At 70.0% G+C, this 15,320-nt stretch carries 11 protein-coding genes; 3 read left to right on the plus strand and 8 right to left on the minus strand.

The genetic code is table 11. The features are described 5' to 3' along the window. Positions 1–324 precede the first annotated feature (324 nt). Complete coding sequence (locus IE244_RS29415) at positions 325–1,059, plus strand: dienelactone hydrolase family protein (protein WP_191876582.1); 735 nt, start codon at positions 325–327, stop codon at positions 1,057–1,059. A 71-nt stretch (positions 1,060–1,130) separates the two neighbouring features. Here the strand turns inward: IE244_RS29415 and IE244_RS29420 are convergent, their stop codons facing one another. Next, complete coding sequence (locus IE244_RS29420) at positions 1,131–1,301, minus strand: hypothetical protein (RefSeq protein ID WP_229854400.1); 171 nt, start codon at positions 1,299–1,301, stop codon at positions 1,131–1,133. A gap of 342 nt (positions 1,302–1,643) precedes the next feature. On the opposite strand from IE244_RS29420, the gene IE244_RS29425 reads away from it, so the two are divergent. After that, a complete protein-coding gene (locus IE244_RS29425) occupies positions 1,644–2,765 on the plus strand; it encodes a carboxylate-amine ligase (RefSeq protein ID WP_191876583.1) in 1,122 nt (373 codons plus the stop codon). A gap of 2 nt (positions 2,766–2,767) precedes the next feature. Continuing rightward, positions 2,768–3,115 carry a hypothetical protein gene (locus tag IE244_RS29430; protein WP_229854401.1) on the plus strand — a complete coding sequence of 116 codons (348 nt, stop codon included), beginning with the start codon at positions 2,768–2,770 and terminating at the stop codon, positions 3,113–3,115. Between the two features lie 137 nt (positions 3,116–3,252). Here the strand turns inward: IE244_RS29430 and IE244_RS29435 are convergent, their stop codons facing one another. From IE244_RS29435 to IE244_RS29465, 7 genes are all read right to left on the minus strand, one after another. After that, complete coding sequence (locus IE244_RS29435) at positions 3,253–3,723, minus strand: hypothetical protein (protein ID WP_191876584.1); 471 nt, start codon at positions 3,721–3,723, stop codon at positions 3,253–3,255. 207 nt (positions 3,724–3,930) lie between these two features. Beyond that, a complete protein-coding gene (locus IE244_RS29440) occupies positions 3,931–4,182 on the minus strand; it encodes a hypothetical protein (protein WP_191876585.1) in 252 nt (83 codons plus the stop codon). Positions 4,183–5,327: 1,145 nt separating this feature from the next. Then, entirely contained in the window at positions 5,328–5,828 is a 501-nt protein-coding gene (locus tag IE244_RS29445; RefSeq protein WP_191876586.1) for a hypothetical protein, read from the minus strand. Next, complete coding sequence (locus IE244_RS29450) at positions 5,797–6,213, minus strand: hypothetical protein (RefSeq protein ID WP_191876587.1); 417 nt, start codon at positions 6,211–6,213, stop codon at positions 5,797–5,799. Before IE244_RS29450 ends, IE244_RS29445 begins: the two co-directional genes overlap by 32 nt. Positions 6,214–6,248: 35 nt before the next feature. Further along, positions 6,249–10,847, minus strand: a complete 4,599-nt coding sequence (locus tag IE244_RS29455; RefSeq protein WP_191876588.1) for a peptidoglycan-binding domain-containing protein — start codon at positions 10,845–10,847, stop codon at positions 6,249–6,251. 5 nt (positions 10,848–10,852) lie between these two features. After that, positions 10,853–14,116, minus strand: coding sequence for a hypothetical protein (locus IE244_RS29460; protein ID WP_191876589.1), 3,264 nt, complete (start codon positions 14,114–14,116; stop codon positions 10,853–10,855). 212 nt (positions 14,117–14,328) lie between these two features. After that, complete coding sequence (locus IE244_RS29465) at positions 14,329–14,883, minus strand: PASTA domain-containing protein (protein WP_191876590.1); 555 nt, start codon at positions 14,881–14,883, stop codon at positions 14,329–14,331. Positions 14,884–15,320: the final 437 nt, after the last annotated feature.

The raw sequence follows: 15,320 nt of genomic DNA on the forward strand, positions 1-15,320 counted from the left end.
GCCCGCTGCCGTCGCCGAGCGGTGAGCCGAGCCTGTCACGGGCAGCGCGTCGACGGGGTTCAGGATCCGAGGCGTTGGCCGAGGTCGTTCTCGCGAGCCGCGCTGTGAGCGGGGGTGCTGGCGTCGGCTTTGTTCGGTGGACTAGGTTGTGGGGGTGACTACCGGGACGGCATTGCGCCACACACGGATCGGTGACCCGGTGCTCTTCTGAGCGCCGTACGGGTCAGTGCGGGCCCGCTGTTCGATCGGGGATCTTGTACTGCTGCGCGGGCTCCGCCTCTGTCGTGTTGATCACAGGACACATCAACCACGACAGGAGAGTTCATGCCCACCAAGATGCTGCAGATTCCCACCGCGGACGGCGAGGCCGATGCCTTCGCCGCCTTCCCTGACGACGGCCGGCGGCACCCAGGGGTGCTGATGTACGCGGACGGCTTCGGCCTGCGGCCCGTGCTGCGGGAGATGGCCCGCGAACTGGCCCGCCACGGGTACTACGTGCTCGTCCCGAACTTCTTCTACCGTCACGGCCCGGCACCAGTGGTCGAACTTCCCGAGCACATCGGAGAAGAGGCCCGGTCCGCGGTCATGGGTCGGCTGATACCCCTGATCGAGGCGCATACCGTCGAACGGACCCTGCGCGACGCCGACGCCTACCTCGGTTTCCTCACCGCCCAGCCCGAGGCCAGCGCCGGACCCGTCGCGGTGACCGGCTACTGCATAGGCGGCCTCCTGGCGGTGCGCACCGCCGCGGCGCACCCCGGACAGGTGACCGCCGTCGCCGGATTCCATGCCCCCGTGGGCGCCGCCGGGCCTGACAGCCTGCGCCGCCTCACCGCCCAGGTCCACTTCGGCCACGCCGAAACCGACTTGACGCCGGAGGCCCTCGGCGAACTCAACCAGGCCCTGGACGCCGCGGGTGTCGACTACACCTCTGAGATCTACCCCGACACCGTCCACGGATTCACCATGGCCGACACCGACGCTTTCAACTCCGCCGCACTGCAGCTTCACTGGGACCACCTGCTCCCCCTCCTCCGCCGCACTCTGGCCAACTGTTGAGGCTGCGGCCCGGAAACCGAACCTGAAGTGCACGGCTCCGCCGTCCGGGAGAGTGTTGTGAGAGTGCCTGGTCACAGCCACTGATCGACGGCCGCGACCAGCACGGATGCTTCGTAGGGGCCGGCAAGCCTGTCGTATCTCGTGGCGACCGCGCGGTGGCGTTCGAGACGATTGATCTCGCACTCCACCGCGTGGCGCTCTACGTGATAAGCCGCGACGACGGGCGGTTCGGGCGCCTCCATGGCGGCGAAGTGGCCGCCCCAGTCGAAACCAGTGAGGACGCCGCGCGTCCACGGGCCCGAGTCGCCCGTGAGCGGCTACTCGCCCAGGACGCGGTCGAGTGCGGCCGGCTCCGCGAGGCCGAGCGACACAACGCCCTCTCCAGCCGGATTCGCGGCCTCCTCGCCGGCCTCCTGCCTTGTCTCTTTCCATGTGGTGCGACCGCCCGACGTCTTGACAGACGATCGCTCGACCACGCTAAGTGACAGGATGGTCGCTACGAAGCGCGGAGCGTGGACGTACACCGAGGGAGCTGTCCGGTGACAACCAGGGGGCGTCACCGCTCGCCGAACAGTTCCTTGCCGGTGACCGTCGGCGTCGAGGAGGAGTACCTGCTGGTTGACCCCGTTTCCCGCCAGGTAAGAGCGGAGGCCGAGAAAGTCGTGGCAGAGGCCGCCGCGGAACTGGGTGACCGGGTAGGCACCGAGCTCACGCGCTACCAGGTCGAGGTACGCACCGACCCCCACACCGACTTGGCGGACTTACGCGACCAGCTTTGCTCAACACGCGCTGCCGTCGCGACCGTCGCCGCCCGCCTGGGGCTAGCCGTCATCTCCAGCGGCACTCCTGTACTCGGCCAGCAGACACCACCCCCCTTCACTCTCGGCCACCGATACGCGCAAAGCGTCGCCATGTTCGGGGCGTTGGATGACGAACAGAGCGCGTGCGCGTGTCACGTGCACATCGGTGTCGCGGACGAGGAAACCGCCGTACAGCTCAGCAACCACCTGCGGCCCTGGCTGCCCGCGCTCATCGCCCTCTCCGCCAACTCGCCCTACTGGGCGGGCCGTGACACCGGCTACGCCAGCTGGCGCACCATGGCCTGGGGGCGGTGGCCCGTAGCGGGCCCACCCCCCTACTTCCCGTCCCGAACTCACTTCCAGGATCTCGTCGACAGTCTCCTCGGCTCAGGCACCGTGATGGATCGCGGCGGACTGTACTGGGACATCCGGCCGTCCCATCACGTGCCCACTCTCGAAGTCCGGGTTGCCGACGCCACGCCGACCGTCGACGACACGGTGTTCCTCGCCGGCGTCGTCAAGGGCCTGGCCATCACCGCCCTGACAGCCATCCGCCGTGGCGAGTCCGCCCCGCAGCCGCGACCGGAGATGCTGAAGGCCGCATGCTGGCGCGCCGCCCGGGACGGCCTGGCCGGCGCCGGCATCAACCTGCGCACAGGCCAAGCGGAACCTGCCAGGGCACTCATGGGACGCCTGACACACACGGTGCACAGCGCCCTCAGCGCCACCGATCTTCCACCTGTGCACGCCGCACGAGCACATCTACTCGCCCATGGAAATGGCGCCGAACGCCAAAGAGCAGCCTACGGCCGTCGACGTCACCTACCCGATGTCGTCGATCACCTGATCCGTTCCATGACCGCCCACCCTTCCCCGGCGGCAACCGCCTTCCGTCCAGTCACCTGACCATGGCCGGCCATAGCCTTCTCGACGGCCTCGTCCGACGCGATCCCGACCCCGACGACCGCCGATCCACCCTCGTACGCATCACCCCCGCGGGCCCCGACAGCACACACCATCACCTCAGCGGCCTGGACGCAATCCTGGGCATCGTGACCGGCGTCGACATGATCAGCGAACTGTACGGCGAAACCGAAGCAACCTTGGTCTACGACGTCCACACCTCGGTCCCGGCCATTGGCACTCAACGCACAGCCGAACACCTCCGCCGCGCCGACGGCCGGATCGATACCATCCGCCTGATCTTCGACGCCACTCCCTGGCACGCGGGCATGCAGGCATCCACCCGGCCTTGACGCCATGTACAGCCTCCGTGGCCCGTGGGGCGATATAGGACCGACTGGCGCGGACCACGGTGGCAGCACGCCTGAGTGATCTTCCTCGGCACCGCCGCTGCGCCGGCCACCGCTCAGCGCTACTTCCTGTACCGCAACTACCCAGAACCGGCCTCGGCTGGACCGGCCTCCACAGCAACCCGCTGCACAAGTTCGTCGAGCTGACCTGCGATGATCATCCTTCGGCGCTCTAGCAGGTCCCTGTAGACGGTCAGCGGTACGGCTTCTCCCCTGGATGCTGCCTGTGTCAGTGCGAAGCGGGCCTCGACCTCCAATGCCAGATAGGCCCTGCTGCGTGCGTGAGCTGCTCGCTGATGCACCTCCGGCTTCAGGAAGGTGATGGCAGCGCTGAGTCCCGCACTGACCAGCGCCAGTACGGCCGCTGGGACACGGGCGTCTGTTGAAGAGAGCCCCGTTGCGCCCGAGATCCCGGCCAGCACGGCGGCTGGCAATCCGAGCGCGGCATGGGTGAACCGCCAGAACCGCCGGCGGAAGCGGTTCTTCTGGACGTGTTCTGCGCACTCTGCCTGAAGGTCGGCGACCTGACTCCCCACGACGTCATCTGCCATGGAGCGAGCCTGCCACCTGGTGCTCCCGTCTGGACGGTGTATCCCCATTGTGATCGCCACTTCGCGGCCAACCATGGCGCTCAGAGTGGCCAACTGCAGCGCTCAGTCACACGTGGTTGTGACTGAGCGTGCTACTTGACCGCTGTGCATTTCAGTTGGCCACTCTGATGCTCAGGCTTCCACTGTCTGCCCTTCGTCTGGATCGGCTCATGCGGTCCAGATCGGGTCGTCTGGAGCGGGGCGCCCGGAGAAACGCTGAAGCGCCCCTCCGGTGGGCGAGAGTCGGCGGCGCGCGGTGACGATGAAGTTGTTCCGCGCCGACTCCACGCGTGAGCGCAGAATGAACCAGTCCTCCTCGGGGGGCAGACCGCGCCTGATCTTGGTGTGGACACGCCATATCTGCTCATCAAGGATATGAGCGGCTTCTGCGATGTCCTTGTCAGCGACAAGGTTCACCATGCTCAGCGCCTCATTCCATGGCCGCCAGTCAATGGTGGTCGGGTGGACGACGCCTTGAGGGAGAGAGCTAGGGCGAGCCAATTCCGCGTCACTGAGGCTCAGGAGCAACCCTGATGATTCGCGAAGTACACGTGCGCATGCTGCCGCCAACTGCTCCCGGTCCCAATGTCGGTCTTGCGCCCTCCTGCTGACCGAACTTCCCGCAAAGACACCGATCAGCGTGGTTGCGACGGCCCCGGCGGGGGCAGCAAGCAAGCTCCACAGCGTAGACATGAGACCTAGTTTGAAGCGATCAGGGTCTGCCGGTGGCGATTCGCTGCTTGGCACTCCTTTTCCGGACGGCGCGAGGATGACGGTCGGGCAGACCTGCTAGCCCAGGTGGTGTGGCCAACTGCAACACTCCGAATGGCCAAGTAGCGCGCTCAGCACAGTGGTCGGGGTCGCGACGGGCATGGTTGGCCTCGTGGTCGGGCCTGTGGTCGCCCTCATCACGGTGGTCCTGGCCGGCGCTCGCCACTCGCGAACCTCCATCCATGGACCGCCTGACGGGGTGGTGCGGCGTCGCTCGACAGGGTGGTTGTCCCCCCTCGCCGCAGGGTGTTGCCGGGCTCGGTGAAGGCGCTGTGGTTGGCTCCCGTCTGGACGAGGCCGGGCCCCGCTGGCGGTCGTCTGGGAATGAGGGACGGCGGTTGCACAGCCGCTGCGTGAGGAGCCTGGAGGCGGCCGAATCCCGGGAGTTGTGACCCGGGAGAAGTGGCAGCGTGGCCCGTAGGCCCGTAGTGCCTCAGGCTCACCCGGTCGTTTCAGCAGACGGCAGAGACGAGGACAAGCAGGTGGTGAGCCCCGGTCCCCGTGTGCGCGCCAGCAGGTGCCCGAACGTCTGCCGGACGGGCAGCAGCTCTGAGCTGCTGCTCTGCTCTGCCGGGGCCGGTTCTCTCGGCCTGACGGTGGCGGGCTTCACAGAAAATTCTCGTGCAGGCAGTCGTGGCGGCGAGGGCGTCTGTGTGACGGTAGGAGGGAGGACAACGAGACCGACTGGCATCCTTGAGTGCCCGTCTTTGGGGATTTCGGGCGTTGCCCCCACCCCGGGCCCCCAGTCCCCTCCATCGTCGTACACCCCTCAAGGGGGTGCTGCGCCTTCGGGCTCACCAACCCCCGGAAGGGGGCACGCCCAGCATGAACATCACCACCACGATCGACGGCACCTCCGCACGCGTATCCCCCTGCGGAGAGATCGACTTCGACACCCTGCCCCCGCTACACGCCGCCGTCGACGCGCTGCCACCACAGGTGGTTCCCTCACCGGGGACCTCTGTGCCGAACTGCATGGTGCGGCCACCACCGGGCCGGTCGTCGAAACGGATCCGGTGAACGTAGCCGCGCTGGGCAAGGGGGCCGGGAGGCACGCCGACACCGGGCCCCAGGATGGTCTCCCACACTCCCCCGTCCCAGTCGACGGGCCGGTTGCGATCGAGGTGGACCAGGACGGTCCGCCCGTCCTCAAGGTGGACCACCACGGCGGAGCCGCGGAGCTCGGGGTAAATGAACTCAGCAGCGATGTCACGCGCGCGCAGCCATGACGCCAGGTGGGCCTTGGTGAACAGGTGGTTGGCGCTATCCTTGCCCCGCCCCTTGCGGCCGCACACGTGGCCTTCCCCGCCGCTTCCGTAGTGCGCGAAGTGACAGATCTTGGACACCACCGGCCGCGGTCTGCGCGAACATCTGCGCGATCCGCGTGAGGGACGCTTCCTGGAGCAGTTCCCCGACGAACTCCTCCATCTCCGAGGTGCTTTCGGGCGGTCCGTTGTAGATGGTCACGTAGTAGCCGCTGTTCTGGCGCGGGCTGACGTTGATCGTGGCGTCGTCCCAGGCGGGGGTCCCGGCCGGCGCTTCCTTCGGTATGGGGATCAGCGTCCCGTCGGGGTCGGGCGCCGCCTCGAAGCGGTCGGCGGTGTCGGTCTGCGAACTGGGCAGCGTGTCCTGCAGCCTTTCGTCGGACATGACGATTTCCTCCTGTTCCTGCTGCGGCATGTCCGGGGTGATGTACGCGTCGAGGGAGTGTCGAGTCAGTGGCGGAAGCCGCCGCCGTGGGGCCCGCGTCGGTCGTCGCCGTCGTCGCGTCCGCCGCGGTCGTGCCGGTCGTCGTTCTCGTGGTCGTCGTGGTCGTCGTGCACGGGCGGGAGGTCGACGGTGTCGCAGTAGATCACCGGTCCCGGGGGCGTGGCCGGGGCGGGGCCGTCGGGCGGGACGCCCTCGGTCTCCATGACCAGCAGCCGCAGCGGCGTCCCGGTCCGCACGGGCGGTACGGTGACCTGGCCCCCGTAGGTCGGTCGGTGCGAGGACTCCGCCTCGACCGAGGTGAGGGTGGTGGCGGTGTCGTCGAGGGTCACCCAGCCGAGGTCCGCGTCACCGATGACGTCGTGCCGGCGCTGCAGCGTGGCGGTGATCGTCGGCGGCAGGGAGCGGGTCGGGTCCCAGGAGGGGCCGGTGAGGCCGACCGAGACCGTCCGGCCGGGCCGTACCGTCAGTTCCCGGTCGGGCAGGGTGCGGACCACGTCGGCGAGGACGACCGGTGAGATCTCGGCTCCGGGGATCGAGTCGGGCTGGTACCGGACCAGAGCGAGCCGGACGAAGGGCAGACAGGCGTCGCCGGTGTCCAGTTCCAGGTCGCAGAACCACCGGCCGTCCTTCTCGTCCTTGTCGAACTGCGGAGTGAATCCGAGCACCTTGACGGGGAGCGGAGCGGTCCGCGGATGCGGGTGCAGGGTGAGCGGTACGGGCGGCCCCACCGCGTTGGTGAACATCTCCGGGGTCGGGGCCACGACGGGCGCGGAACGGTGGAGGGGATCGCGGCCCATCAGGGTGACCCAGGCGTCCTGTGGGTCCTTGGGGTCGCCGCCGGGCGGCTCACCGAGGACGACGCCGAGCAGTTCGCCGTCTCCGGAGGAGTACCAGGGGCGGCCCAGGTAGACGCGGATGCCTCCGCCGCGCCGGCGGCGGACGATGGCGTCGGGCGTCCCGTGGTCCTGCTCCAGGGAGAGCGTGGGGACGCAGTACAGGACCCGCGGCGCCGTGGGGGGCGCGCTGCTGGGCACGGAGTACGGCCGGGCGGCGCCCTGGACGGTCAGTTCGCTCCTGCCGGGTTCGGCGAAGGCGGGAGGGAAGTAGTCGCCGAACCGGCTGCCGGCGAGCGGGTGGTAGCGCACGGAGCGGTGTTTGGTGTCGCCGAACTCGTGCTTGTGGATGAGGGGCGTGGCGCCCGCTGCGGCCTTGTGCTCGGCCGCTTCGGTGCTGAAGGTCAGGACGCCGTCCTGGAGGACGGCGGGATCCTGGCCGGGGGTGCCGGCCGGGTCGGCCCGCGCGGTCAGGAGACCGAACACCGGTGCGGTCACGGACTGGGTGGCACGCCCGTCGGGGCCCGCGTCCGTCACCTCGGTCCACTCCGCGACCAGATCGACCCGGCCCGTGCTGTTCTCGTCCAGCGCGATGGTGCCGGCGAGGTGCTGCGCCGTGGCCTTCTCGGGGCGCGGGGCCGCCGGCGGAGGCGGGAACAGGGTCAGGACGGGGGTGCGCAGCGGCTTCTCGACCGCGTGGACGAGCGTCAGTTCGTGCCAGGGGGTGAACATCCAGTGCCGGCTGGCCGCGGCGAGGTCCAGCGCGTGCTCGGCCTTCTGCCGCTCGGCCTTTCTCTCCGCCTCGGCCTCCTCCGCCGACTGCGGCACGATTCCTTGTCTCGGCTCCGGGGGATCCAGGCACCACGACGCCATCCCCATGAGGCCGGCGTCGAAGTCGATGCCGGAGCACACACGGACGGTGGCCACCGCGCCTTTGGGCAGCGACACGGTCAGCACGCGGGACTCCTCGTCGAAGTTCGGCGGCGCGGTCCCCTCGGCCAACCGGATCCGGAAGGACTTCGGGCGGTGCCAGACATCGCCGTCCCAAGGGACGGGGAAGGGCTCCCCGTCGGCCGTCCCGGGCAGGCCGAACAGGACGGTTCCCCGGGCCAGCGGGTCGGGCAGGCCCCGCATCTCGACCTGTTCGCCCGTGTGCAGGGCGGTCATCACCGGATGGTCGGGGTCCGCCGCCGGTGAGCCGACGGGCTTCAGCCTGACGTCCGGGCCGGGGTCGTCCAGGGAGTCGCTCTCGCGCACGGCCAGTTCGTAGACCGCGTCCTGCACGGCGTGGTCGGTGGAGCCGATGGCCTCGTCCAGCAGCCCGTGCCACTCCACGCACCGCAGCGATGTCTTCGGCGCCACGACATGGCGTTCGTCGACGCCCCGGTAGGGCTCGTGTCCTTGGCCGGTGACCAGCGGCAGCCGGTTGAACTCCGCGGCGAACTGCTCCGCCGTGCTTCCGGGCGCCGGGGCCGGCTCCGAGCCGGGCCCGCAGTCGACGGTGAAGCCGGCCTTGCGGCCCAGCTCGGTCAGGGACAGGCAGCCGGGTGTGCCGTCGGCGTCGCTCCCGGTGAGACCCTGGTCCCGTTGCTCCTCGGCGTAGGCGTCCGTGGTGTGCTTGAGGAACTTGCCGTCCGCGCCGCCCTGCAGGTCGTGACCGAGGGCCATGAGTGCCCTCTGGACGACGGCGACGTCGTCGTTCTCCAGGCCGGGCTTGACGTTGGCCAGCGAGACCCTCGGCCCGGTCTCCGGGGGTCCGGGCGGACCGGCCGGTGGCGGCTGGTCCCCGGGGCTGCTGCGAATCACCATGCGGAAGGTGGAGGCGCCCTCGGCGAGGGGCAGTCTCGGCACCACCGCCGGCGCCGGAACGGCCTCGAACCGCTGGAAGACCAGCGGCGGGTCGGGGGCGGACAGGCCGGGCAGGCGCATCATGGCGTCGGCGTGCTCCAGGTCGAGACCGTTGCCCGCCAGGTCGACGGTGCGCAGCCGTACCAGGTAGGGGTGGCCGTAGCGCAGGGTCGGCAGGGAGCCGACGGCCGCCTTGACGGTGATCTCCAGCGGCAGTCCCGGCGGTACCTCGTTGCTGAGCGGCACCGCCGGGTTGGGGGCACGGTGGGTGTCGGGGTCTCCCTCGTCGGTGCCCAGCACGAGACCGGGGAAGGGCGCGGACAGCGACCAACCTCGCCAGACGGCCAGCGTCTCGGGTACGTAGAGCGCCGGATCGCTCGGCGGTGAGACCAGGTGGGCCTGGAAGAAGCCTTCGTCGGAGGCCGTCGGCAGGAGCAGCCCGTTCTGGGGCTGCCGGTACTCCACTTCGCGCGCGTGGAGCGAGAACCACCGCTTCCGGTGGTCGTCCCAGATGTCCATCCGGTGTCCGCGGACGAGGTCCTGGGCGTTAAGGACGGGCCGGACCGGTTCCTCGGCCTGCGCATCCCCCTGCGGGGCGGCCTGTGGCTGTCCCTGCGCCTGCTCGCGCTTGAACGCGACCACCGCGCCGAAGTCCACGCGGTGTTGGTCCGCCCGGTCGAACTCCTGCTGCAGGACGCACTTGCGGTCCTTCCGGATCAGCAGGATCCCCTGGGTGTGCACGGGGGACAGCCCCGTGGCGTCCTCCGGGACGCCGAGCATCTTCAGGGCGGCTCCGTCGATGTCCGCCTGCTCGACGCCGTAGCCCTCCGTCGTGAGCGTGACGAGACCGCGGGACGGCGAGGCGAGCGGGTCGCCCTCGGCCGGTGACTGCGCCGCGGGGAGGAAGACGCGGCGGCCGGGCGCGGGCGGCCGGGAAGGGGCGGGGTCCTCGTGGAAGAAGTAGCGGGTGAGGCAGGCGACGTCGTGCGAGTGGGGGCTCAGTGCCGAGTTCCAGTGCGGGACGACGGTCAGCACCTTGTCCCCCTGGGAATCGGGGAGCTGTGACGCCGGCAGGTCGAACGTGAGCACCAGTCCGAGCTGCCGGAGCAGCACGGGGTGGTCGCCGAGCGAGGTGAGCATCGTGTGGAAGTCGGCGGGCGGCGGGGACGGCGGCGCCGGCTCCTCCTCGTCGGCCGGCGGCTGCCCGTCGGCCGGTGGTGGGCCGGCGGCCGGTGGTGGGCCGGCGGCCAGCGTCCTGGGCCCGGCCGGCGCCGCGCCGGTCGCGGACCGGGCGGCCTGCGAGGGCCGGTGGAACCTGTCCAGGTCCTTCAGCTCCGTGGGCACGTACTCCTGGGCGCTCGTGGGGATGGCCTCCTTCTTGTCCGCCAGCCGGTCCTTGGGCTCGCCGACGCTCTGGCCCCGCAGAAGGCCCAGGGTCGAGGGCGGTGTCTCGGGCGAGTTCTTGGCCGCCGTGGCGTACACGTCCTTGGTGTAGTGACGCACTCCCTGAGACGAGTAGCTGCACAGGTCCCGCTTGTCCGGATCGGCGGGGAACGGCTCCAAGGGTGTGCCGTCGTGGAACAGGCTCGTCCACAGGTTCGACACCGGTGGCGGGCCCTGGGGCCGGAGCAGGCCGGTGAAGGGGACGGGCGGCGGCGGAAGCGGTGGTGGTGGCGGTGGCGGGGTGCCGTCGGCCGGAGCAGGGGCCGGAGCGTCGGCGGGGGCGTCGGCGGTGGCGAACTCGAAGGTCGCCGCCCTCATCCTCTCCGGCCAGTCCAGGAAGTCCGGGAAGTCGTGCAGTGTCGGATTCGGGCCGTCGGGCTGCAGCCGGGGGGCCACGAACACCGACACCCGCGCCAGGGTGCCGTCCGCCGAGAGCCCGCCCGGCAGGACCGTCCAGTTGAGGTGCTGTTCGACAGGCATGGACATCACCCGTGGGGTTGGGGGGCGTACGCTTCGCAGTACTCGCGCCAGGACGGTTCCAGCGGGACGCACGTGCGGAAGTCCGGGTCGCAGGGCGCTCCGGAGAAGCTGCGTTCGAGTTCGAGCGTCACGGACTTGCTGAAGAAGGCGATCCGGACGCTGACCGTGAGCGTGCCCCTGCCGTAGACCACCGACTGGCGGCCGTGCTTCACGTAGGTCAGCTCCAGGTAGAACTCGACGGACACCGTGATGAGGCCCAGCACGCACAGGAAGCCGCTGCAGCGCAGGTAGCCGGAGAGGGAGACCACGTCCACGAGCTGCACCTGCCCGTTCACGACCTCCTTGTCCTTCTTGAGCGAGAAGCGGATGCCAGCCATGATCGAGACCCCGCCGCTCGCCACACCGAGGTTCAGCGCCGCGGCACCGCCGAACTCGATGGCGCCCTCGATCTGCTGGGGGCCGTTGGTGTCGACGACCATGGAGAAGTAGCCGCCGCCACCGAGCAGGGACACGGTGACGCCGAAGGGGTGCTGCCGCTCGGCGACGGAGAAGCGGAACGTGACGGCTTTCTCTTCGTCGAAGGGGATCTCCAGTTCGGCGGCCAGCGAGACGTTCGACAGGGTGAAGACACCGATCCCGAGGCTCGGGACCGCGAACTTGTAGCCCGCCCGGATCCCTTTGCCATCGACGTCGACATAGGCACCGGACCCGAAGACGTCGGCGGGCAGCGCACTGCGCAGGGTGTTGATGAACTCCAGGCTCTCCAGGAACTTCAGTTCCACGCCACTGGCCGTGACGTCGGGCTTCTTGCCCGCGCCGGACCGGAACTCCACCTTGTCGAAGTGCACCTGGGCGGTCTTGAGGAAGTCCAGGGTGAAGTCGGTCAGGCTGCCCTGCACGGTGGCCTGGGCGACGGCGTCCGGCGAGCGGACGGTCCGGGCGTCCAGGGTCAGGGTGGCGCCCTCCAGGTCCACGGGGAGCATCGAGGGCTCGTTCTCCGGCGGATGCGCCGACGCCCCGAGCTTGCCCAGCTGGGTCTTCCACACGTAGCGCAGTTCCTTGCCCTGACCGTCGGCCAGGTCGCGGACCCGCAGCACCGGCGCAGGCAGCAGGCCCTTGGCGTCCTGCAGGACGGCTTCGAGCTGCTTGTCGTCCAGCTGCTGGAGCGTGCCGTGGTGGTCCGGCGGAATGACCTGCAGGAACCGGTCGAGGGGGATCACGCCCAGCAGCTTCGCTCCGGCGAACGCCGCCTTGATGCCGCTCAGGTCGATCGCCCCGCTCGCGTCCTTCGTGAAGGCGTCCGGGAGGACACCGGCCTGTGCGGTGATCAGTTTGAGCGCGGTCTGCGGGCTGGCGACCCCGCCGGCCTTCTCCGCGCCGAGGGCGAGCTTCACCGGCTCCCTGAGGTTGAGGTAGGCGCCCGCCGGATGCGCCTCCATGGACCGTTCGAGGTAGGTGTCGTCGAACACGACCTCCCTGTCCCCGGTGATCCCGGTGAACTGCTCGACGGCCTCGACGCGCACCTGCGCCTCCTGCACGTAGGGCCTGCCTACGCTGTAGCGGCCCTGCTCCGCCTGGTTGAAGGGGACGAAGGTACCGAGACCGAAGGTCAGCTCGCCGACCGCGTGGCTGGTGCTGCCGGGAGCGTCGTCCGGTGGCTGGGCCATGGCCATCACCTGACCGTCCAGCTTGCACCTCATGCGGTTCTTGTCCTCCAGGTACAGCCTGTGCAGCAGCGTCTCGGCGTCGGTGAACGGCTTTTTGCCGTCCGCCCCGGGCATTGCCTCGGGATCGACGAGACGTCCGTCGGGCACGAACACCAGCGGCATGCGGAAGCTGACCTTCCTGCCCTCGTGGTCCGTGCCGATCACGGTGAACAGGTAGTCGCTCCCGTCGCTCAGCAGCCGCACCCAGAAAGCGACCTGGTCCCTGAGCGGCCCCCCAGGGAAGGCCGGCTCCGACGGCGGGTCGTCCGGCGGCTTGATCACGGGTGTGACGCGGTCGGTGATGCGCAGGCTTGTGAAGGGCATCTCGCGTCCCGCGTGCGTGTAACCGTCCTTCTGCTCGTACGAGACCTCCGGCTCCTTGATGATGACGCGGTCCTCACGCCGCACGTAGGCGACGATCCCGTCGGCCAGGCTTGCGACGAACACCCGCCGGTACTCGTGCACGTGCGACGCCCGGTGACCGAGGCACATGTGGCCGCGGGTGACGACGCGGACGTACTGGTCGCGTCCCAGGCCCGTGATGTGGTCGTACGCCTCCAGGCGCGGGAAGGGCCGGCCGGCCGCCTGGTAGCGGAACTCGTCGTCGACCGGCGCGTCCCAGACGCCGTGCAGGCGTGCGGACGCGCCGAGCGGTGTCACGATGAACTGTTCGGATTTCAACGGCGCGCTCGGGACGTCGAGGGGCGGCCCGCCCGGGGGGATGAGTTCGGCCCGGCTGGTGAGCGTGACGAGGTCGGCCATGTCGTCGTCGCCGAGCGGGGCGTCCAGAGGAAGCCGCGGCCGGCCCTGCACCGTCGAGAAGGCCCGCAGCGCTACGTCTCCGTCCCCTGTGCCGTGCAGCCGCGCGTGCCACAACACCGCACGCCCGTCGGCCTGGTGGGGCTCCGGCCGGCTCGACCACTCCACCTGGTCGTCGTAGGTGAGCAGCAGCCGGGTGGGGAATTCGAGGACGCTCCTGGGGGCGTCCCGGAAGACCGTCGTCCCCGGGGTGTCCGGGAGCGAGAGACCGGTCGGCACGGTCAACGGCACGAGCCGCGCCCAGTCGAGCAGTGCCGCCAGCGACAGGTCCAGGCCCTGCGGTTCGTCCGGCACCGAGAAGGCCAGCGTCGTCGGGCCGGCGGTGACGGCTTTGATGGGTTCGGGCGGGGGTGCGCTGTCCGCGGGGAAGGACTGCTCGACGACGTGCTGCGGCGGCAGGACGGCCAGGACGAACGCCGGTGCACCCGCGTCCCGCCGCACCAGACGACGACCGTCCAGGCGCAGATTCACCAGGCTGATGTCGACGACGAGCATGTCCGCCGGCCGCACCACGCGGAACGGCCCCTCGATCCCGTCCTGGGTGTGGGGCGGCGGTCCGGGATCCGGGGGCCGCTGCGGACCCCAGTCGTGCGGGCCGCGGGGCCGGTCTCCGCCGTCCCCATCGCCGTGGAAGCCGCCGCCACCGCCTCCGCGGAAGCCGCCACCGCCACCGTGACCACCGCCGCCACCGCCGTGAGCCGGGAAGAGCCTCAGGACGACAGGACGTGTCGGATGGAAAGCCATGAGGAAACGCCTCGTTCGAGGTCGTGAGAACAGTGTGCGAAGCGCGTCGGCGCCGCTCCCCTCTCCTCCGATTCTCACCCCGGCGACGTGGGGCTGCCACCGGAGCCGGCCGCGACAGCGGGTGATTGCACCGTCAACCACTGGCTGTTCAACCAAATGTGACGGTGCGTCACATCAGGGCGTGCGATCGGTCATGGGGCCACCACCGGACATCAGGGGAACGTCACCTTCACCGCCGTGCCCCGGGGAACCGTGGCTCCCTTGGCGGGGTCCTGGCGGGAGATGGCGGCCGGTGCCGCGGACGGCCCCGAGTCGGGTGCCAGCTCCAGCTTCAGCGTGGTCCCGCCCAGCTTCACGGCGGCCTCGTCCCTGGTGCACCTGATCAGGTCGGGCACCACTTCCTCGCCCCCGAACGCGGCGCTGAGCGCATCCTTGCGGGCGTCCTCGGCGGCCTTGCCCGAGAAGTAGAAGGCCACCGCCGACCCGACGGCCGCGGCGAGCGCTCCGATCAGCGTGCTGCGCAGGTTGGTGTCCCGTACAGCGAAGGCCACCGCGCAGAACGCCATGAGGCCGGTGACCAGTGCCATGGCCACCCAGCTGCGCACGACGCTGTTCGACGACGCCGTGCGGCTCGGCACCACACGCCGGGCGACGACCAGGACGATCCCGATGGCGACGACGGTGGACAGCAGGATCCACAGCAGGACCTGGACGTGCCCCCACGAGATGGTCGCCGGGTCGTTCGTCTGCAAACGGAGAACACCCATGGTTCCGTCCTCCCGCTGGCGATCCGGAAGACCGGCCGTGCCTTTGGTGGAGTTCCCTCTGCCGAGTCTCGTCGTCGGCCGACGGGTCCGCAAACCGCGGAGTTGCACGGTCCCGCCGCACCGGCCGAGACTGTTGTCGAGAGGCTCACGGTGTCTTCCCCCTCTTCCCCTCCCCAATTGCGACTGCTCGGCCACTTCCGGCTGGAATGCGGCGCCGAGCCGGTCGAGCTGTGCCGCAACGGGCAGCTCCTGCTGGCGTTCGTCGCGCTGCGCAGACGCGTGTCCCGCACCGTCCTCGCCGGGACCCTGTGGCCCGAGGTCACCGAGGAGCACGCCAGGGGCAGCCTGCGCACCACCCTGTGGAAGCTCCCGCGGGGTGATCAGCCGCTGGTCCGGTGCTCCGGGGACTCGCTCGTGACCGCCGACACCCTGCACGT

Source organism: Streptomyces filipinensis (assembly GCF_014649495.1).
GTDB lineage: Bacteria > Actinomycetota > Actinomycetes > Streptomycetales > Streptomycetaceae > Streptomyces > Streptomyces filipinensis.